We start from the raw sequence: 18,433 nt of genomic DNA, 5'->3' as shown, positions 1-18,433 counted from the left end.
TGACGGCGGTGCTGGCCCGCTCCAGCTACCTGCTCGACGGGATCGCCTGCCCCGACCCGGCCACCGTGCTCACCGACACGGCGGTGCTCGACGTCCTGCCGCCCTTCGCCGGCGGATGACCCCATGACCACCCCGGACCCGGCCCACGCGGCGGCCGGTCACCGCGGAGGCCGGGAGCCCGCACGGATCGCCAGCGCGATCAGGGACTGCCCCAGCGCCACGGTCGCCGCGGAGGTGTACTCGCTCGAGCCGATGAGGACGTAGGGGCCGTCCTCCGCGCCGCTGTCCGGGTCGACGGACAGGCACAGCTGCGCGGTGACGCCCTCGGCGACGGTCAGCGGTTCCCCGACGTGGACCCAGTCCTCCTCCCCGAGCTGCTCACCGTGCCGAGCGACGCACCAGTCCGGGCAGATCCGGCCGGGGCCGCGCCGGTCGTCGTCCGTGTGCTCCATCTCGACACCTTGGTGCACGGTTCCCTCCTTCCGCGCTGCTCGGGCGTGGCGACCGGCGCCGGCGGGTCGCGGATCGGACGATCCGCGACCCGCCAGCGCCGGTCCGCCGGACGCCCCGGTGGGCGGGCGGTCAGGCGGCGCAGCCGCCGAGTGCGATCGTGCCGTCGATGGCCTTGATCTGCTGCTGCACCGTCCCCAGCTGCGTCGCCAGATCGTTCACGACGGCCGTCTGGGCCGCGATCGCGTCCTTGTTCTGCTTCTTGACGCCCAGCAGTTCACGGAGCTTCCCCTGCGCCGCCGTGACCTGCCCGTCCAGCGTCACCGCCTGCGCCTGCAGCGTCTTCAGCTGCGTCTCCGCAGCGGTGACCGCCTCGTCCGTCCTCTGCAGCTCGGCCAGGAGCGGAGCCACGCGGCCCTGCAGGCCGAGGACCTCGGTCTCCTTCGCCGTGATCTGCGTGTTCAGCGCGGTCACCTGGGCCACGAGAGCGTCCATCTCCGTGGTGAGCGCGGTGATCTCGCCCTGCTTGGTGGCCACCGCCCCGGCGGCGTCCTCGGCGGCCGCCTTCAGGGCGGGCAGCTCTGCCCGGAGTTCCTGGAGCTTCGCCTCCTGGGCTGCCACGGCCGCTTCCGCGGCCTCGAGCGCTCCCGCGGCCGCAGCCAGGTCGTCCTGCAGCCCGGCCAGCACCGTCTTCTGGTCGGTGATGGCCTGCCGGGCGGCCTCGACGTCCTGCGTGAGGCCCGGCAGGGCGGCCTGGAGGCCCGCGACGAGCTCCTCCTGCTCCGTGACCGCGGTGGTTGCGGCGGCGACCGCGTCCTGCAGCCCCGGGAGCTTCTCCTCCAGCCCGCTCAGCTCGGCCTCCTCGGCCGTCACCGCTGCGCCGGCGTCGGTCACGGCGGTCCGGAGCCCGGGCAGCTGTCCCTGCAGGGTGGTGAGCTCGGCCTGCTTCGTGGCCACCGCGGTGTCGGCGGCGGTCAGCGTGGCCTGCAGCGGGGCGACCTGCTGCTGCAGGGCGGCGCTCTCCCCCTGCTTCGCCGTCAGCTGCTGGGACAGGGTGTCCACCTGCTTCTGCAGGGTGGTCAGATCTCCCTGCAGACCGGAGATCAGCGTGTTCTTGTCGCTGATCTGCACGGTCAGGGCGCTCACCTCGGTCCGGTACTGGGCGATGAGGGCCTCCCGTTCCTTCCTGGTCTGCCCCTCACCCTTGATCTCCACCAGGCGGGCGATCTCCCGGTCCAGGAACGTCTTCCGCTCCTGCAGCGTCGTGAGCTCGTTCCGGGCCTGCGTGAGCTTGGCCTGGGTGGCGGTGACGGCGGTGCTGGTGGCGTCGAGCTGCTGCTGGAGCGCGGTGATCTCAGCGCCGGTCGCCGCGAGCTTCGCGTCGTTGGCGGCGGCGGCGTCCGCGGCGGCCTTCGCGGTGGCCCCCAGGGCGGCCAGCGCGGCCTCGGCCTCGGTGATCTCCGCCTGCTGGGCGGCCAGCGCGTCCGCGGCGCCCTGCGCGGTGGCCTGCGCCGCGGCCAGGGCGTCCTTCGCCTCGGCGATCTCCGCCTGCTGGGCGGCCAGCGCGTCCGCGGTGCTCTGCGCGGTGGCCTGCGCCGCGGCCAGGGCGTCCTTCGCATCGGTGATCCGGCCCTGCTGGGCGGCGAGCTCGTCCTGGGCTGCGGCGCCGCCGGCCTCCAGCCGCTGGAGCTCCGCCTCGGCCTCGACGACGGCAGCGCTCGCCCCGTTCACGGCGGTGGCGGCCTCCGCGGCGCTCGTGCCCAGTGCGGCCAGCCGCCCTTCGGCGTCGTCGACCTCCCGGTCCGCGGTGGAGAGGGCGGCGTCGGCCTGCTCGGCGGCCTCCTCCAGCGTCCCCAGTTCGGCCTGGGCGGCGTCGATCTGCTCCTGCTGCACCGCGGCCTCCGCGGTCGCGCCGGCGGCCTGCTCCACCAGGGCGTCGAGCGCCCGCTGCCCGACCTCCAGGTCCGCCTCCAGGGGTGCCAGCCGCTCCTGCAGCGAGGTGCGCTGCTGCTCCAGCTCCGCGAGGGCCTCCTCGGCGGCGGCCACGGCCGCCGCCGCCTCGGCCTGCGCCGTGACAAGGGCGGCGTGCTCGTCCTCGGTCTTCTTGATGTCGCCGTCGACCTGCGCGTCCCGGACGTCGAGCTCGGCCAGGCCCTTCTCCTCCGCGGCGATCTTGGCGGTGAGCTCATCGGCGGTCTTCACCAGTGCCGCCTTCTCCGCCTGCAGCGCGGCGATCCGCTCCGCGTTCTGCTTCGCGGCCGCCTTCAGCAGGCCCTGCTGGACCGTGCCCCGGTGCGCCGCCTGGTTGACGACGCCGTTGCACACCCCGCCCGTGGTGGACGACGGCGCGGCGTGCGCCGGGGCGGCCACGGCGATCCCGCCGAACACGGCGGAGATCGCCAGGGCCGCCACGGCGCGGCCGGCTCCACGCCGGAAGGCCGTGCCGGACGGTGCAGCAGGAGTACGTGCGAAAGACATGGTGGATCCCCCGGATTCTTCGGCCCGCTCCCCCTGAGCGGGTCCCCGGGAGAAGTCTGGGGCACGTCGACGGCGCTGCGGCCGACGTCCGCGTTCAAATGCCTAAACGCACAGCCGAGGAGGGCCGGTCTCGCGTTCAAATCCTTGAACGCCCGCGGCGGGCCGGCCGGCCGTTCTCCGCGGGAGGACGGTCCAGGGGCGTGCCCTACTCGCCCTTGAGCACCCGGAACGCGCTCTCGCGGTCCTTCACCCGGAGCTTGCGCAGGACCGTGGACACGTGGACCCGCACCGTGGTCGGGGACACGAACAACTTGCCCGCGACCTGCTCGGTGGACCGCCCCTCGGCGAGCAGCTCCATGACTTCCCATTCGCGCGGAGTCAGCTTGGCCGCGGCGTCGGACCTCCGCCGGAGGACCCGGCGGCCCGGCGCGCGGAACTCGTCGAGCACGCGCGCCACGAGCGCGGCGGGCATCGCGGCCTCACCGTTCAGCACGCCCCGCAGGGCACCGGGCAGGGTCGCGGGGTCGGCGTCCTTGAGCAGGTACCCGGCGGCGCCCGCCCGCAAGGAGTCGAAGAGGTCCTCGTCCTCACGGGACTGGGTGAGCATCACGATGCCGGTGCGGGGAGCGCCGCGGGCGATCTGCTGGGCGGCCCGGATGCCGCTCCCGGGCATGTGGACGTCGAGCAGGACCGCGTCGGGCCCGTGCTCGGCGACGAGCCGGACAGCGTCCTCGGCGCTGGCGCCCTCTCCGCACACCTCGCAGCCGCCCGCCTCCAGCGCCTCGCGGATCCTCGCCCGCATCCGCGCGTGGTCGTCGGCGATGACCACCCGCATCCGGTCGTCCTCTACCACGTCACCGTCACCGTGCTTCCTCTGCCGGGTTCCGAGTCGATCTCCAGGGATCCGGGCAGCCCCCGCGCCCGGTCCCGCATGCTGATCAGGCCGTAGCCCGCAGGGGCCCCGGTCGCGCGGAGGACGTCGAACCCGTCGCCGTCGTCCCGGACGACGAGGCGACGGCGGTCGCCGTCCCTGGTCAGGCGCAGGCACAGCCTGCCGGCGTGCCCGTGGCGCACCGCGTTGGAGACCGCCTCCCGCGTGATGCGCAGGATCGCGTGGCGCTGATCGCCGTCGGCGTCGATGGAGTCGTCGACGTCCACCTCCAGCTCCACCCGGTACCTCTGGGCCAGCTCCCTCGCGGTCCGGTGCAGGGTGAACCCGAGCGCTTCGTCCTCGTCGTGCCCCAGGGCCTGGACGGCGGCGCGCGCCTCGTCCAGACCCCGGTCCGAGGCGGCCATGATGCGGCTCCTCGAAGGGTGCTCCTGCGGCAGGGCGTGGCTCTCCATCCGGATCAGCGACAGCTCCTGCACGACGCCGTCGTGCAGCTCGCGGGCGAGCCGCCGCCGGTCCTCCAGCACGGCGGTCCGGGAGGCCGCGGTCCAGTACTCCTGGATCTCCCGGCCGGCGCCCACCAGCAGGAAGAGGTAGAACCCGGTCCGGAACACGTCACCGGCATAGAGCCAGTCCGTGTACAGCGAGGGGAACAGGACGTAGTTGACGCGGGCGAAGGCGGCGAGCGCGCACGCCGGGCCCAGCCACCGCAGCAGGGAGTCCTCGCGCTCCGCGGCCTGCGCCGTGAAGACGAGCGAGGCCACGAAGAAGCACAGCGCCGCCACGCCCTGCCCGGCCAGCAGGAGGGGATGGCCGGTGAGGATCGCCTGCGGCGTCTCCGCCAGGGCCTCGGACCGGTCGAGGGCCACCGGCAGCGAGGACCTGACGGCCCACAGCGCGGAGAAGGTCACCGTGGCGAGCACCAGGGGCACACCCACCACCCACAGGTCGGAGCGGGACGGGGCGTCCCGCCGGGGCCCCACCAGGGCGGCCGCTGCGACGAGCGCCGCCCCCAGAAGGCGCAGCGTCAGCGGCACCCAGACGTCCAGGGTGCCGGCCGGACCGAGCCCGGTCGCCTCGACCGTCCGGGCCAGGCCGATGCCGGCGATCACCAGGAGCACGAGCCCCTGGGCGAGCAGCAGGTCCTGCAGCTGCCGTCGGCGCACGAACCGCCCGTGCAGGAGGTACGCGACGAGAAGGGCGACACAGGCGTCCACCGAGTCCAGCACCAGGTGCGCGGATGGACTGCGGTAGCCGAACAGGACGTCCGGGCTCCAGATCACGAGCCCGGTCCCCACGATGCCGACGGCCCACCCGGCGATCGTCGGCCCTGCGGCGCGCCGCAGACGGGTGTCCCCGGAGCGGACGGCAGGGAGCACGGTGGGGGGGTGCATGGCTCGGATTGTAGGCGCCGCACCGGCTGCGGCCGGGGTCGAAGCGGCTCGTGTCGCCTTCCGCGGTCCCGAGGAGCTCCTAGGCCGAGAGGCGAGGGACCGGCAGGAGCCAGCGGGTCAGGACCACGGCCCCCGGCAGGGCGGAGACCAGGGCGAGCAGGCCGTAGCCGAGGGATATCGCGAAGCCCGTCGCGGCGGGCAGACCGTGGGCCATCGCGGCCAGCGTCGTGATCCCCTCGCGCGGACCCCAGCCGCCCACGCCCACGGGCACCGACATGCCGGCCAGGCCGAGCACCGTGGTCCCCCACAGGTCCGGCAGGGGTGCCTGCGGGGCGGTCCGCAGGGCCGCCAGCAGGAACAGCCCCTGGTAGCAGGCCCAGGCCAGCACCGACAGGGACCACACGGCGGCCCGGTCCCGGGGCGGGGACCCGCGCGTGGCCCGCCAGGCGACCGCCCCCACGGCGAGGGCTCCGGCACCGAAGGCCGCGGCCGCCCAGGGGCCGACCGCCAGGGCCGGGACGACGCCGGCCGCGAGGAGCACGGAGGTCCCGGCCAGCCGCTCGCCCACCACGGAGCCCCCGGCCCCGGGCCAGGTGTCGCCGCGCCGGCGCCGGCGCAGCACCCGCACCGCGTCCCCGGTCACGCCGCCGGGCAGCAGCAGGTTGACGAGTCCGGCTGCCCAGCACTCGCCCAGGGCCTCGCGGAACCCGATCCGTGCTCCGCGGCTGCGGGCCACGAGCCGCCACCGCTGGGCCTGGGCCGCGGTGGCCACGAGCCCGGCGAGCAGGGCCAGGACCACGGTGAGGGGGCTGAGCACGCCCACGGCGCTGCGGGCGGACTCCGTGCCGAGGGTCCGGAAGAGCACCGCCAGCAGGACGAGCCCGGTCACCGTCTGCGCGACCGCCAGCAGGCTCCGGCGCAGGGCACCTCGCCCGCGGCGCGGGGGTGCGGTCTCGGCGGACATGGGCGCAGTCTAGCCACCGCCGGCGGCGGCCCGGATTGACGGGGCGGGCGCTCCCGCCCAGGATGAAGATCCCGACCCGGAAGGCGACCGCATGCCGCTTGCCCGCTCCACCGCGTCCGGCCCCTCGGCCCGCCGGGACGGCCTCCTGGCCTTCGCGGGACTCGGGGCCGGCCTCGTCGTCCTGGGTGCGGCCACGCAGGCGCCGGCCGCCGTGCTGGCGGTCTCGGCGCTGCTGGGCCTCGCGGTGCTGGGCGCGGTGGTGCGCAGCACGCTGCGCCGCCGTGCCGAGCCCTACGGGCCCGCCGACCGCGTCACGGTGGCGCGGTCGGTGCTGGTCGCCCTGTGCGCGGCGCTGCTGCCCGTGGGGCTGGCGCCCGTGCTCGCGGGCCGGGCGCAGGAACCTGACGAGACCTGGTGCTGGGCCGTGGTCGCCCTCGCCCTGCCTGCCTGGCTGCTCGACGGGATCGACGGCCGCGTGGCCCGCCGCACCGGAACCGCCACCCGTGCCGGGGCGCGCTTCGACCAGGAGGTCGACGCCGCGCTGCTGCTCGTCCTGGCCCTGGCCGTGTCCGCCCGGCTCGGCCTGCCGGGGGCGTGGTGGGTGCTGCTGATCGGCGCGCTGCGCTACCTGTTCCTGCTGGGCCTGCGGGCCCGGCCCGCCTGGCGCCGGCCGCTGCCCTTCTCGTCCTACCGCCGGGTGGTGGCGGGGATCCAGGGCGGGGTGCTGCTCGGTGCCCTGGTCCCGCTGGTCCCCCTGCCGCTCGCCGCCGCGGCCACGGCGGTGGCCCTGGCCCTGCTGCTGGTGTCCTTCGGGCGGGACGTGCTGTGGCTGGAACGGACCGCCCGCGGACTCAGCTGACGGGCGGCAGGGCGAGCACGTCCGCGTGCCCGACCGTGGCCCGCAGCCGTCCCCGGGCACAGTCCACCAGGCGGGTCCGCAGCCAGGCGTGCGCCTCGGCGGTGAGGTCGGGCCGGTGCTCCACGGCGGCGTCCGCGCGGTCGGTGAGGAACCGCTCCAGGAGGGGCCGGGCCCACGGCTGGTCGGAGATCCACCAGGGGGTGGGGGTCACGTCCACGACCATGCCGTGCTCCCGCAGGGCCTCCGCGGCCAGCCGCACGGCGTCCGTGCCGGCGAGCTCGCCGCGGTGCTGGTGGTCCTCGAAGGCCCCCAGCACCGAGGGGTCCAGGTGGTGGGGCGGGTCGATCAGGACCTCGCCGTCGACGGTCAGGGCGAGCAGCGCCGGAACGGCCTCCTCGGCCAGCACCCGGGCCAGCTCGCGCACCTGCTCCCGGGTCAGCAGGTCGAGCAGGGCGGAGCACGTCACGAGCCGCCGGGGCGCCGGATGCTCCGAGAGCACCCGGCCGAGCTCCTCGATCCCGGCGAGGACGGGGATCACATCGGCCCCCTCCTCCCGGGCGGCGGCCACGGCCTGCTCGAGCAGCTCGCGGTCGTGGTCGAGCAGGACCCAGCGCTGGGGGCCGGGGAGGTGGCGGGCCAGCCAGGCCCGGTTCGCGCCCGTCCCGGCACCGAGGTCCACGACCACGACGGGCTCGGTGCCCGCGGCGCCGGGGTCATCGCCCGGCGGCAGCTCCTCCCAGTGCCGGACGAGACGGGCGATCAGCGGCAGGGAGTCCTCGCGGGCCGCGGCGTCGGCGGGCTCGCGCAGGGCCAGCCAGTCACCGGCGACGGGCCGGTGGGGTGCGGAGTGCTGCGTCATGACGGTCTCCTGGTTCGGTCGGTGGCGGTGTCGTGGTCAATGGCGGTGCCGTGGTCGGTGTCGCGACCGGGCGCGGTGTCGTGGCGGGTGTCGTGCTCGCCGGCGTCCGGCCGGTCGAGGGGCCGTGCGATCGCCGCGAGGACGTCGCGGGCGGTGTCCTCCCAGCCGCGCAGGCGCTCGCGGCGGGCCAGCGCCGCGGCCCGCCACTGCGCGCGCAGGGCCGGGTCGGTCAGCCAGGCGCGGAGGACCCCGGTCCAGGCGGACGGGTCGTCGGGGGCGAGGGCGGCGCCGGCCCGGCCGCGGGCACTGCCCGGAGTGCCGGGACCGCCCGGAGTGCCGGCACCGTGCGCACCCCGTGGTCCCGGTGTGCCGTCGAGCGCCTCGACGGCGCCGGTGCCGGCCCCCACCACCGCGGGCACGCCGTGGCCGAGCGCCTCGGTGACGACCATGCCGTAGGTCTCGGCGCTCGAGGGCAGCAGCAGCAGGTCCGCGCCGGCCCACAGCCGCTCCAGCGCAGGCCCGTGCAGGGGGCCGCGGAGGCGCACCCGGGCCGGCTCCGGGAGGTCGCGCACGGCGGCCCGGAGCCGCCGCCCGTAGGCGGGACCGCCCGCGGGGCCGACGAGCTCGAGGCTCCAGGGCAGTCCGGTGAGCGGGGCGAGGGCCTGCAGCAGGAGCAGCTGGTTCTTGCGCGGGGTCAGGGACGCGACGCAGACCAGGTGCGGCACGGCCGACCCGGCCGAGACCGGGCCCTGGGGCGCCCCCGGTTCGGCCACCACCACGTCCGTGGTGCCGTAGCGGCGGAACAGGTCGCGGGCCGCCCAGGTGCTCGTGGTGAGCACCCCGGTGGCGGCCGCGAGCGCGGCGGCCTCGGCCCGGGCGAGCCGCGCGGCCTCCGCCGGGTCCAGGCCGGTCTCGGCCGGCAGCGGCAGGTGCACGAGCAGGTGCACGGGGACGCCGCGGCGCACGGCGTCGCCGACGGTCTCGGGCGCCGCGCAACCGACGAGACCGTCGAGCACGACCGCCCTCCCCGGAGCGGGCTCGCCCAGTGCGGTGCGCAACCGGGTCCGGGCCTCGGCGCCGGCGGCGGGCCAGTCCCCGGCCACCGGCACGAGCCGGGCCGTGCGGCCGAGCGCGCCGAGCGCCGCCACGAGCCGGCGGTCGTAGAGCGAGCCGCCGGTGGGCCGCCCGCCGTCGTCGGGCACCACCACGTCGACCACCGCGGAGCCCGTGCTCACCGGGGGGCGGGCCCGCCGCGCTCGCTCAGCACGGGCAGTTCGAGGGTGTAGGACGCCCAGGCGTCGGGGTTCTCCCGCAGGGTCACGGTCAGCCGTTCGAGCCCTGCGATCCCGGCCGCCCGGGCGGCGAGCCGCTCGGCGACGTACTGGGCGACGACCTCCGTGGTGGACAGGCGGCCCGTGAAGTCCGGGTGCTCGTCGAGGTTGCGGTAGCGCAGCCCGTCGAGCACCCGCGAGAGCAGCTCGGAGGCCACGCCGATGTCCATGACCACGCCGTGCTCGTCGAGCACGGGCCGGGCCCAGGTGGTCTCCACGGCGAAGGTGGCCCCGTGCAGGCTCTGGGCCGGGCCGAAGAAGGGGTCCGGGAGGCTGTGGGCGATCATCATGTGGTCTCGGACGGTCAGGGTGAACACGGTGCTCCTCGGGTCGGGCGGTCGGTCCTCATTCGTAGCGCACCACGTGGCACAGGGCCTCCGGGGCGTCCCCGGCGAGCCGCGCCATCGTCGCGGGCAGCTCCTCGAAGGGCGAGCTCCCGGTGAGCAGGGCGTCGAAGCGGGGGTCGTGCAGGGCGTCCAGGGCGGTGGCGCGCCGGTCGGCGGTGCTGCGGCGGGCCCGGCGGGCGGGGGCGACGACGCCCACCTGGCTGGCGCGGATCTGCAGCCGGCGGGCGTGGAAGTCCGCGCCCAGGGGCACCGCGGGGTCCTCGTCGCCGTACCAGGACATCTCGATCAGCTCGCCCTCGTCGCCGAGCAGCTCGAGCCCCCGGGCCAGCCCCGCGGCGGTGGAGGAGGCGTGCACGACGACGTCGCACTCCCCCGCCGCGTCCTCCGGGCGCACGTGCGCCACGCCGAGCGCGCGGGCGAGCCCGGCCCGGGACGGCTGCGGGTCCACGAGCTGGAGCCGGGCGAGGGGGAAGCGCGCCAGCAGCGCCGCCGCGCAGGCCCCGATCATCCCCGCGCCGACCACGGCCACGCGGTCCCCGAAGCGTGGCGCCGCCTCCCACAGCGCGTTGACGGCGGTCTCCACCGGCCCGGCGAGCACCGCCCGGTCGGAGGGCACGCCGTCGGGCACGGGGATCACCTCCGCGGCGGGGACCACGTAGCGGTCCTGGTGGGGGTGCAGCGCGAACACGCGCCGGCCCACGAGCCGCTCCGGGCCCTGCTCCACGACGCCGACCGACAGGTACCCGTACTTCACCGGCCCCGGGAACGCCCCCTCCTGGAAGGGGGCCCGCATGCGTTCGTGCACGCGCGCCGGGACGAGGCCGCGGTGGACGAGCCGCTCCGTGCCGCGGCTGATCCCGGAGCGCAGCGCCCGCACCAGGACCTCGTCCGGGCCCGGCGCGGACAGCGGCGCGGTGCGCAGCTCTCCCCGGCCGGGCTCCACGGTCCAGTAGGCGCGGCTGGTCCTGGACGGCTGAACGGCGTCGGTCATGCTCCCATTGTGGCGTGCCGGAGGCTCCGCGCCACCGAGTGACCCCGGTCCGCCCGAGTGACCACGCGATCCCGTGGTCACTCGCACCGGCCGTGGTCACTCGGGCGGAGCGCGGCCGGCCGGGCGAGCCGTGGTCAGCCGGTGCCGGGGTCCTCGTGCAGCTCGGCGAGCGCCCGGCGCAGCTCGGCGTAGCGGCGCGCGCCCAGCCGCCGGCGCCACTGCGCCTCCACCTCGGCGACCACGGCCGCCGCGACGGCCTGGGCCGCCCGGCCGCGGGCGGCGATCGTCACGACCCGGGCCCGGGCGTCGGCCGGATCGGGGCGGCGCTCCACGTAGCCCTCCTGCTCGAGGGCCCGGACGAGCACGCTGGCGGTCTGCTTGGTCACGCGGGCCTGCTCGGCCAGCCGGGCCGGCCGGGAGCCCTGGGGGTCGATGCGCTGGAAGATCCTCGCCTGGGCGTAGGAGAGGTCCTCGAACCCGCCGGCGTGCAGGGCCTCCATCACCCGGATCTCCATGTCCCGGTACGGGTAGTACAGCAGCAGCCCCGTGTTCGTGCCCGTGTCCTCGCGCATGCCCACCCCTTGACGGCGCGGCGTCCACCGCCGGAAAATTTAGTCAGGAAAGCTGACCTTTGGGGGAGATTACCATGGACCGCGACGCCATCTGGGACGCCGTCCACCGCGAGCGCTCCGCACTGGCGGACCTGCTCGAGACGCTGAGCCCGCAGGAGTGGGACCACCCCACGCTGTGCCCGGGCTGGGCCGTGCGGGACGTCGCCGCCCACGTCATCTCCTCGGCGCAGTACGGTCCCGCCGACCTCGTGCGGGCGCTGTGGCGCGGGCGCGGCGACTTCGACCGGGCGATGTACCTCGACGCCCGGGACCGCGGCCGGCGGCCCGCCGCGGAGATCGTGGCCGACTACCGGCGGCTGGACGGGTCGAGGCGGCACCCGCCGGGCACGAGCATCCGGGAACCGCTGCTGGACGTGCTGGTCCACACCCAGGACATCGCCCTGCCCCTGGGGCGTCGCCACGCCATGCCGCCCGAGGCGGCCCGGGCGGCCGCGGAGCGGGTGTGGTCGATGCCGTTCCCCTTCCGGGCCCGCCGGAGGCTGCGCGGGCTGGCGCTCGTGGCCACCGACACCGCCTGGCGCGCGGGCGAGGGCTCGGAGGTCCGAGGCAGCACGGAGGCGCTCCTGCTGCTGCTGACCGGCCGCACCGCCGCCCTTGACCGGCTGGAGGGCCCGGGCCTGCCGCTCCTCGCCCCGGCCCCGGGAGCGGCGCGGGACTCTTGACACCCCGCCGAGGCGGCGAGGACGCTGGAACAGGCGGCGTCCGCCGTCGCCTCCCCCGTTCCCGAGGTGACCATGGTCCAGCGCATCCTCTTCCTGCACGGTGCCGGCCCCCAGCCCGCCCCCGGCGGCAGCCCGCTCCTCGAGGCGGTGCGCAAGCAGTGGCCCGAGGCCGACGTCGTCGCCCCCGAGCTGCCCCGGCCCGACGACCCCGACCCCGAGCTGTGGCAGGAGGCGATCGGGCGGGCCGTACGAGCGATCCCGGACGAGCCCTGGGTGATCGTGGGCCACTCCCTCGGCGGGACGGAGGCCCTACGCTTCCTCTGCCACCGCATCCCCACGCTGCTGCAGCGGGTCGTGATCGTGGCCGCCCCGTTCTGGGACGCGGAGGACCCCGACTGGAACGCCCCCGGCTTCCCGCTGCCGCCCACGGTGGGCCGTCGGCTCGCGGACCTGGAGATCGTCGTGGTCCACGCCGAGGACGACGACGTGGTCCCGCCCGTCCACGCGCGCCGTCTCGCCGAGCACCTGCCCTCGGCGAGGCTCGTCCTGCTCCCCGCCGGAGGGCACCAGCCCACGTCCTGGACGGAGCAGGACCTCCTGCCCTGAGCCCGGTCCCCGCCGAACGCGGGCGCGGGAGGCCGCCTGCGGGACCCCGCGCCCGCGCGGGTCAGGCCGCCGCGTGGGGCGCGCCCATGCCGCGGTCCACCTGGTGGGGTCCCGCCGCGGAGGGCCGGACGTCGAAGTCGAAGATCGCGGTGGGGATGTACACGGTCGCGCACGAGTTCGGGATGTCCACCACCCCGGAGAACCGGCCCTCGATCGGCGCGGCGCCGAGCAGCAGATACGCCTGCTCCGGGGAGTACCCGAACTTCGTGAGGTAGTCGACCGCGTGCAGGCAGGCCCGCTGGTAGGACAGCTGCGCGTCGAGGTAGCGCTGCTCGCCGTCGAGGGTCACCGAGGTGCCGGAGAAGGAGATCCACTCGCTGTACTGCGGGTCCGTGTTGCCCGGCAGGAAGATCGCGTTCTCCGAGACCCCGTAGGTCTCCATCCCGCCCTTGATGACGTCCACGTGGAAGTCGATGAACCCGCCCATCTCGATGGCGCCGCAGAAGGTGATCTCGCCGTCGCCCTGGGAGAAGTGCAGGTCCCCCACCGAGAAGTTCGCGCCGTCCACGAACACGGGGTAGAACACGCGTGTGCCCTTGGTGAGGTTCTTGATGTCCTGGTTGCCGCCGTTCTCCCGCGGCGGGGCGGTGCGGGCGGCCTCTCCGGCCACCCGGTCCACGTCGGAGTCCGGGACCCCGCCCAGCAGCGCGTCCTGCGGCTCCGGGGGCAGCGCGAGGGGCGGGACCCGGTCCGGATCCGTCGCGATGAGCGCGCCCTCGCGCTCGTTCCACCGCGCCAGGAGCTGCGCGGAGGGCGCGGTCCCCATCAGGCCCGGGTGGACGATGCCCGTGAAGGACACCTCCGGGACATGCCGGGAGGTGGCCGTCTGGCCGCGGAAGTCCCAGATCGCCTTGTAGGCGTCCGGGAACCGGTCGGTGAGGAAGCCGCCGCCGTTGGTGCGGGCGAAGATCCCGGTGTAGCCCCAGCCCTGTCCGGCCAGCGGCCCGGAGTCCTCCTGCGGGATCGGCCCGACGTCGAGGATGTCGACGACGAGCAGGTCGCCCGGCCGGGTCCCCTCCACCGCGAACGGGCCGGAGAGCTTGTGCACGGTCCGCAGCGGAGCGTTGAGGACGTCCTCCGCGGAGTCGTCGTTGACGATCGCGCCGTCGAACCACTCCCGGCAGTGCACCCGGAAGGTGTCCCCGGGCCGCACGGTCGCCACCGGAGGGATCTCGGGGTGCCAGCGGTTGTGCCCGACGAGCTGCTGGTCCTCGAAGGGCCGCGAGGAGTCGAGGGGAAAGATGAGCTCCGGCATGACGTGCCTCCTGGTGTGCGTGGCGGACGGTGCGGTACCCCCTCAGGGGCGGGGAAGGCTGCGGTGGAGGGGGTTCGTGCTGTGCCGGGCGGGCCGCCGGGGCCCGGACGGCAGGGCGGTGACGACGTCCGGCTCGCTCGCGGTGGCCTCGGTGCGCTCGATCAGCCGCGCCTCGGCGGACCCGGCCCGTGAGAGCCCGGGCGCGCCCAGCAACCGGCGCGCCGCGGTCCCGCACCCGGGACAGGACGCCTCGCGCCCGGCCGTGCCCATGCCCAGCAGGAGCTCGAACACCCCGCACGCGGGACAGCGGTACTCGTAGAGCGGCATGCGCTTCACCTCTCGGCGCCGGGACCGGATGCCCCCGACCGTAGTGCTCGGCCCGGTCCCGCGGAAGGGCGCGGACCGAGTTGCCGCGGAAGATGACGCGGCCGCGTCCGGGCCCGCCGCCGGTTCAGCGGCGGCTCGGCGCGACGTTGAGGTTCAGCCGGAAGAGGTTGCCCGGGTCGTAGCGGTCCTTGAGGCGGACCAGCCGCTGGAGCTTCTCCCGCCCGTACACCTGGCGCACGGCCTGGGCCCCGTTCCCCACCGACGCGGAGTCGGGGCCGAGGAGGTTGAGGTACTGGCCGTGCTCGGCGAACGGCTGCAGCTCCTCGTGGACCGTCCGGGTGAACGCGGTGAGACGCTCGTCCTCCGCAGAATCCTGCCGGACGCCGTGGGCCGTCAGCCAGTACGGCGCGGAGCGGTTGGGGAAGGCGGTGGACTCCTCGGCGACCCGTCCGAAGGCGCCCCCCAGGCGGTGGAGATCGAGGCCGGTGCCCCGGACGGTGATCCGGGACGCCAGGCGCACGACGACGTCGACGACCTCGTCGTCCAGCCGGCCGAGGGGCAGGTTCTGCCAGCGCCCGCGCGAGCCCCTGGGGAAGACCCCGTCCCGGGCGCCCTGCCAGGCGAGCCACGGCACCGCGGCCACGTCCTCCGCATCCGGCGGGGCGTCCGCCCGCAGTTCGTCGACCAGGTCCCGGCCGGCGACGTGGTCCTCCGCGACCCAGCAGAACTGCACCGTCATCGACGGCTCGTCGCCGGCCGCGGCCCCCGGCGGCCCGAACCCGAAGGTGACGATCGGGTTCAGCTCGTCGGGCAGGTCCTGCGCCCACCGGGCGAAGGCCCGCAGCGCGTCCGTCCAGCGCGGCCGGCGGTAGCGGAGGCTGCCCGCGAGCACGAGCGCCGGCATCCGGCGGGCGCTGAAGGTGAAGGAGGACACCACCCCGAAGTTGCCCCCTCCCCCGCGCAGCCCCCAGAACAGCTCGGGGTTCTCCTCCTCGCTGGCGTGCAGGTGGTCCCCCGTGGCGGTCACGACGTCCGCGGAGTCGAGGTTGTCGAGGGTCAGCCCGTTGCTGCGGGTCAGCCAGCCCATGCCCCCGCCGAGAGCGAGACCCGCGATCCCCGCCGTGCTGACCGTCCCCAGCGGGACCGCGAGTCCGTGGGCCGTGGTCGCCCGGTCCAGTCCGCCGATGGTGGTGCCCGGTTCCACGCTGACGAGCTGGTTCGCCGGGTCGACGACGACCTGCCGCAGCCGCCCGAGGTCCAGCAGCAGGCAGTCCCCGAGGGCGCCGGAGCCGGCCACCCCGTGCCCCCCGCCGCGCACCGCCAGCGGCAGGCGCACACGCTGCGCGGCGGCCACCGCGAGATCGATGTCCTGCACCGAGCCGGCCCGCACGACCGCTCGGGGGCGGACGTCCAGCAGGCTGTTCCAGAACCGCCGGGCGCGGTGGTACTCGGGGTCGCCCGGTGCGACCATCCGCCCCGTCAGCCGTTCCGCCAGCTCCTGGAGCGCCCCGGCCGTCGTGTCCTCCGGGACCCTCCGGTGCGTGGTGCTCATCGCCATCACCCCCGCGCGAAAATCCGAACGCCGGCGGCAGAATTCTAGTGCGCCCCCGTGCCGTGCGGGCCGGTGGCCGCGTCACTCCTGGATAACTCCGCCTCCCCGGGAGCACGCGGCTGCCCCGACTCCGGATCAGGGGGCGGGGACCTCGGCCACGGGGACCTCGGCAGCGGGGTCCCCGGCAGCGGGGTCCTCGACCGGAGCCGCCAGGTCGGTCGCATCGCCCGGCCCGCCGTTCCCGCCCCTCGCAGGGGGCTCGTCGGCTTCCACGGCCGGTGCCTGGGCCGTCCGGGCGGCGGGACGTCGCGGCTCGGTGTCCTCCTTATTGACGAGTCCGTCGCCGTCCATGTCCGGATCGGCCTCGTTGCGCAGCCCGTCGCCGTCCAGGTCGGGGTCGACGGCGTTGGGGACCTTGTCGCCGTCGATGTCGTCGTCGGCCTCGTTCGAGATCTTGTCCCCGTCGATGTCGTCCTCGTCGACGTCGAGGGTCCCGTCCTTGTCGGTGTCCCGCACCGTGTCCACCACGACGGGAGCGACCCCGGGTTCAGTGGTCGGAGAGCCGGCCTCGGGTGTGGTCGGTGTCGGAGCCGGCGTGGTCGGCGCCGGCTTCTGCTCGGTTCCCGGTACCGGCGGGCTGACCGGAGGAGTGGACGGCGCCGAAGTGGTCGGCGGCTGCTCCGTGCCCGTCGGCGGCGTCGGCGGGGCGGGGAGCGCTGTCGCCGGGCCCTCGTCGGTCTGCTCCGGCGCGGGAGGCCTCGGTGGCTGCGCCGGGGCCTTCGTCGGCTCGGCGGCCTTGTCAGCGGCGGCCTTGTCAGCGGCGGCCTTGTCAGCGGCGGCCTTGTCAGCGGCGGCCTTGTCGGCGGCGGCCTTCCGCGCCGCGGCACGCTTCTCGGCGGCTGCCTTCTGCTGCGCGGTCTTCTGCTCGGCGGCCTTCTTCTCGGCTGCCTTCTTCGCGGCGGCCTTCTGCTCCGCGGCCCTCCTGTCGGTGGCAGCCTTCTGCTCGGCGGCGACCTTCTCGGCGGCCGCCGTCCGGTCCGCGGCGGCCCGCTCGTCGGCGGCGGCATCCGGGACGGGGACCTCCAGGGAGTACTTGCTGCGGGAGGCGGGGATCACGCGCATGCCGTCGACCCAGTCGAAGGACTGCGGGTCCACGGCCTGCCCGTCCACCCAGGTCTCGAAGTGCAGGTGCGGGCCGGTGACGCGCACGCCCGTGGCCCCCACCGCGCCCAGCTGCTCGGAGGCGGCCAGCCGGTCCCCGACCCGCACCCGGACGTCCTCGAGGTGGTTGTAGGTGGTCTTCAGCCCGTCCGCGTGGGTGACCTCCACGCGGTTGCCGCCCCACACGTCCCAGAACACGGCCGTCACCTCCCCGTCCAGGGCCGCCACGACCGGCAGGCCCGCCGGGGCGGAGACGTCGGTGCCGTTGTGGAACTCCCGCCCGCCGCGGTCGGGGGCGATCCGCCAGCCGAACTGCCCGCCGGGCAGCACGACCCCAGGGCTCGTGGGGGCGATGAGCGTGTTGACGGGCAGTTCCCCCTGGTAGAGCCGCGGCGGCTGCCGTCCCGGGCGCACGGTGGAGACCCCGTGCCGGCCGCCCTCGCCGCGGCCCGCTCCTTCCCGCCACGACCCCTCGCCGGCACCGCCGTCCCGCACCGGGGAGACCGAGCGGGCCTCCCGCAGCGGCCGCGCCGGGCCCGGCTGTTCCGGCCCGGCGGCCATCAGGCTCCACCGGTTCTCCGTCCGCTCCGCCTGCTCCGCCACGTCCGAGGGCGTGCCGAAGGCCGAGCCGCGCCCGGTCCCGGCGTCGGGGGCGATGCCGGAGCTGACCGCCACGCTGACGGCGACCAGCGCCGAGAACGCGGTGAGGGCGGTGACCGGTGAGGAGGCGCGCCGGCGCAGGCCGGCGGTGGACGGACGGCGAGAGGTGTCGCGGGGCATGGCGGTGTTTCCCCCAGGGAGTCGCCGACGGCGACGGCAGGAACGGAGCGGCGGGACGAGGTGCTGGGACCCAGCGTGCTCAGCTTAAGCGAACGGACGGTGACCACCGAGGAAAGTGCCGTCCCCACATCAGCGCCTTGTCACACGACGTCTCGATGCAAAGACAACCGTTTGGGACCGGCGGCGCCGGAGCCGGACGGGCTCCCGGGACCGTCAGTACGGCCCCGACCACCCGCCGTCGACCAGCCCCCGGACGTAGGCGGCCTGGCCGAGGTGCTGGGCGGCGTCGTCGACCGTGCTGACCAGGCGCACCCCCCGGGTGACGGGCGGGTCCCAGGACCGGTCCACGACCTCGTCGAGCTGCGCGTCCGTGAGTCCGCGCACGTAGTCCACGGTGCGCTCGACGACCGCGTCGAGATAGTCCTGGAGCAGCTCCGCGGACGCCACCCGGACCCGCGCCACGTCCTCCGGCCGGTGGCCGAAGCCCATCGAGGAGTCGGGCAGGTCGAGACCGAACCGCTCGTTCCAGCCCTGGCCCGACCACACCTCCTCGGCGCCGGCCAGACGGGCCACCTGCGCGTCCTGCTGCCGGGCCGCGTGCCACACCAGCCACGCCACGGAGTTGGAGGTCCCGCCGGGCATGGTGTGCAGCGCCCCGAGCGGGATGCCCTCGAGCACCTGCCGCGCCGCCTGGGACGGGCGGCGGGCGGCGTCCTCGAACAGCTCCTGCGGCGTCATCGCGATCGCTCCTTCCGGCACGGGCCAGGACGGGCCCTGGCAGGCCGAGCCTACGTCCGCGGCGGCCCCGGCACGCCCGGGGACCACCGTGGCCGGCG

At 75.8% G+C, this 18,433-nt stretch carries 18 protein-coding genes; 3 read left to right on the top strand and 15 right to left on the bottom strand.

Translation table 11 applies throughout. The features are described from left to right. Positions 1-158 precede the first annotated feature (158 nt). The 5 genes from GMA12_RS14555 to GMA12_RS14535 all read right to left on the bottom strand — a co-directional run bounded on the left by GMA12_RS14555 (position 159) and on the right by GMA12_RS14535 (position 6,175). Complete coding sequence (locus tag GMA12_RS14555; RefSeq protein WP_156270185.1) at positions 159-470, bottom strand: DUF6907 domain-containing protein; 312 nt, start codon at positions 468-470, stop codon at positions 159-161. Between the two features lie 112 nt (positions 471-582). Then, on the bottom strand, positions 583-2,928 hold the full coding sequence (locus GMA12_RS14550) for a coiled-coil domain-containing protein (RefSeq protein ID WP_156270184.1): 2,346 nt from the start codon (positions 2,926-2,928) through the stop codon (positions 583-585). Between the two features lie 205 nt (positions 2,929-3,133). Next, the gene (locus GMA12_RS14545; RefSeq protein ID WP_162459899.1) at positions 3,134-3,781 is read right to left on the bottom strand and encodes a response regulator; all 648 of its coding nucleotides are present in this window, start codon (positions 3,779-3,781) and stop codon (positions 3,134-3,136) included. Beyond that, positions 3,775-5,211, bottom strand: coding sequence for a sensor histidine kinase (locus tag GMA12_RS14540; RefSeq protein WP_156270183.1), 1,437 nt, complete (start codon positions 5,209-5,211; stop codon positions 3,775-3,777). The genes GMA12_RS14545 and GMA12_RS14540 overlap by 7 nt, the downstream gene beginning before the upstream one ends. A gap of 79 nt (positions 5,212-5,290) precedes the next feature. Beyond that, the gene (locus GMA12_RS14535) at positions 5,291-6,175 is read right to left on the bottom strand and encodes a lysylphosphatidylglycerol synthase domain-containing protein (RefSeq protein WP_156270182.1); all 885 of its coding nucleotides are present in this window, start codon (positions 6,173-6,175) and stop codon (positions 5,291-5,293) included. Positions 6,176-6,266: 91 nt separating this feature from the next. Between GMA12_RS14535 and GMA12_RS14530 the strand changes: the two genes are divergently transcribed. Continuing rightward, entirely contained in the window at positions 6,267-7,034 is a 768-nt protein-coding gene (locus GMA12_RS14530; RefSeq protein ID WP_156270181.1) for a CDP-alcohol phosphatidyltransferase family protein, read from the top strand. On the opposite strand, the gene GMA12_RS14525 is transcribed toward GMA12_RS14530, so the two are convergent. From GMA12_RS14525 to GMA12_RS14505, 5 genes are all read right to left on the bottom strand, one after another. Next, positions 7,027-7,893 carry a class I SAM-dependent methyltransferase gene (locus GMA12_RS14525; RefSeq protein ID WP_156270180.1) on the bottom strand — a complete coding sequence of 289 codons (867 nt, stop codon included), beginning with the start codon at positions 7,891-7,893 and terminating at the stop codon, positions 7,027-7,029. The genes GMA12_RS14530 and GMA12_RS14525 overlap by 8 nt on opposite strands. Next, positions 7,890-9,128, bottom strand: coding sequence for a glycosyltransferase (locus tag GMA12_RS14520; RefSeq protein WP_156270179.1), 1,239 nt, complete (start codon positions 9,126-9,128; stop codon positions 7,890-7,892). Before GMA12_RS14520 ends, GMA12_RS14525 begins: the two co-directional genes overlap by 4 nt. Beyond that, positions 9,125-9,541, bottom strand: a complete 417-nt coding sequence (locus tag GMA12_RS14515; RefSeq protein WP_162459898.1) for a 6-pyruvoyl trahydropterin synthase family protein — start codon at positions 9,539-9,541, stop codon at positions 9,125-9,127. The genes GMA12_RS14520 and GMA12_RS14515 overlap by 4 nt, the downstream gene beginning before the upstream one ends. 28 nt (positions 9,542-9,569) lie before the next feature. Further along, positions 9,570-10,562: a zinc-dependent alcohol dehydrogenase gene (locus GMA12_RS14510; protein ID WP_156270178.1), complete on the bottom strand. Its 993-nt coding sequence runs from the start codon at positions 10,560-10,562 to the stop codon at positions 9,570-9,572. 134 nt (positions 10,563-10,696) lie between these two features. Next, complete coding sequence (locus tag GMA12_RS14505; protein ID WP_156270177.1) at positions 10,697-11,134, bottom strand: MarR family winged helix-turn-helix transcriptional regulator; 438 nt, start codon at positions 11,132-11,134, stop codon at positions 10,697-10,699. 74 nt (positions 11,135-11,208) lie between these two features. Here GMA12_RS14505 and GMA12_RS14500 point away from each other — a divergent pair, with 74 nt between their 5' ends. Beyond that, entirely contained in the window at positions 11,209-11,856 is a 648-nt protein-coding gene (locus GMA12_RS14500; RefSeq protein ID WP_156270176.1) for a maleylpyruvate isomerase family mycothiol-dependent enzyme, read from the top strand. Between the two features lie 72 nt (positions 11,857-11,928). Further along, the gene (locus tag GMA12_RS14495) at positions 11,929-12,462 is read left to right on the top strand and encodes an RBBP9/YdeN family alpha/beta hydrolase (protein ID WP_156270175.1); all 534 of its coding nucleotides are present in this window, start codon (positions 11,929-11,931) and stop codon (positions 12,460-12,462) included. Between the two features lie 61 nt (positions 12,463-12,523). Here the strand turns inward: GMA12_RS14495 and fmdA are convergent, their stop codons facing one another. From fmdA to GMA12_RS14470, 5 genes are all read right to left on the bottom strand, one after another. Beyond that, entirely contained in the window at positions 12,524-13,777 is a 1,254-nt protein-coding gene (gene fmdA / locus GMA12_RS14490) for a formamidase (protein ID WP_156270174.1), read from the bottom strand. Between the two features lie 42 nt (positions 13,778-13,819). After that, a complete protein-coding gene (locus GMA12_RS14485) occupies positions 13,820-14,104 on the bottom strand; it encodes an FmdB family zinc ribbon protein (protein ID WP_156270173.1) in 285 nt (94 codons plus the stop codon). Between the two features lie 124 nt (positions 14,105-14,228). Continuing rightward, the gene (locus GMA12_RS14480; RefSeq protein ID WP_156270172.1) at positions 14,229-15,656 is read right to left on the bottom strand and encodes an FAD-binding oxidoreductase; all 1,428 of its coding nucleotides are present in this window, start codon (positions 15,654-15,656) and stop codon (positions 14,229-14,231) included. Between the two features lie 135 nt (positions 15,657-15,791). Continuing rightward, positions 15,792-17,597: a M23 family metallopeptidase gene (locus tag GMA12_RS14475; protein WP_156270171.1), complete on the bottom strand. Its 1,806-nt coding sequence runs from the start codon at positions 17,595-17,597 to the stop codon at positions 15,792-15,794. Between the two features lie 213 nt (positions 17,598-17,810). Continuing rightward, complete coding sequence (locus GMA12_RS14470; RefSeq protein ID WP_156270170.1) at positions 17,811-18,335, bottom strand: mycothiol transferase; 525 nt, start codon at positions 18,333-18,335, stop codon at positions 17,811-17,813. Positions 18,336-18,433: the final 98 nt, after the last annotated feature.

It is taken from the genome of Kocuria sediminis (genome assembly GCF_009735315.1).
GTDB classification, from domain to species: domain Bacteria; phylum Actinomycetota; class Actinomycetes; order Actinomycetales; family Micrococcaceae; genus Kocuria; species Kocuria turfanensis.
This window is presented reverse-complemented; position numbering and strand designations above follow the sequence as displayed.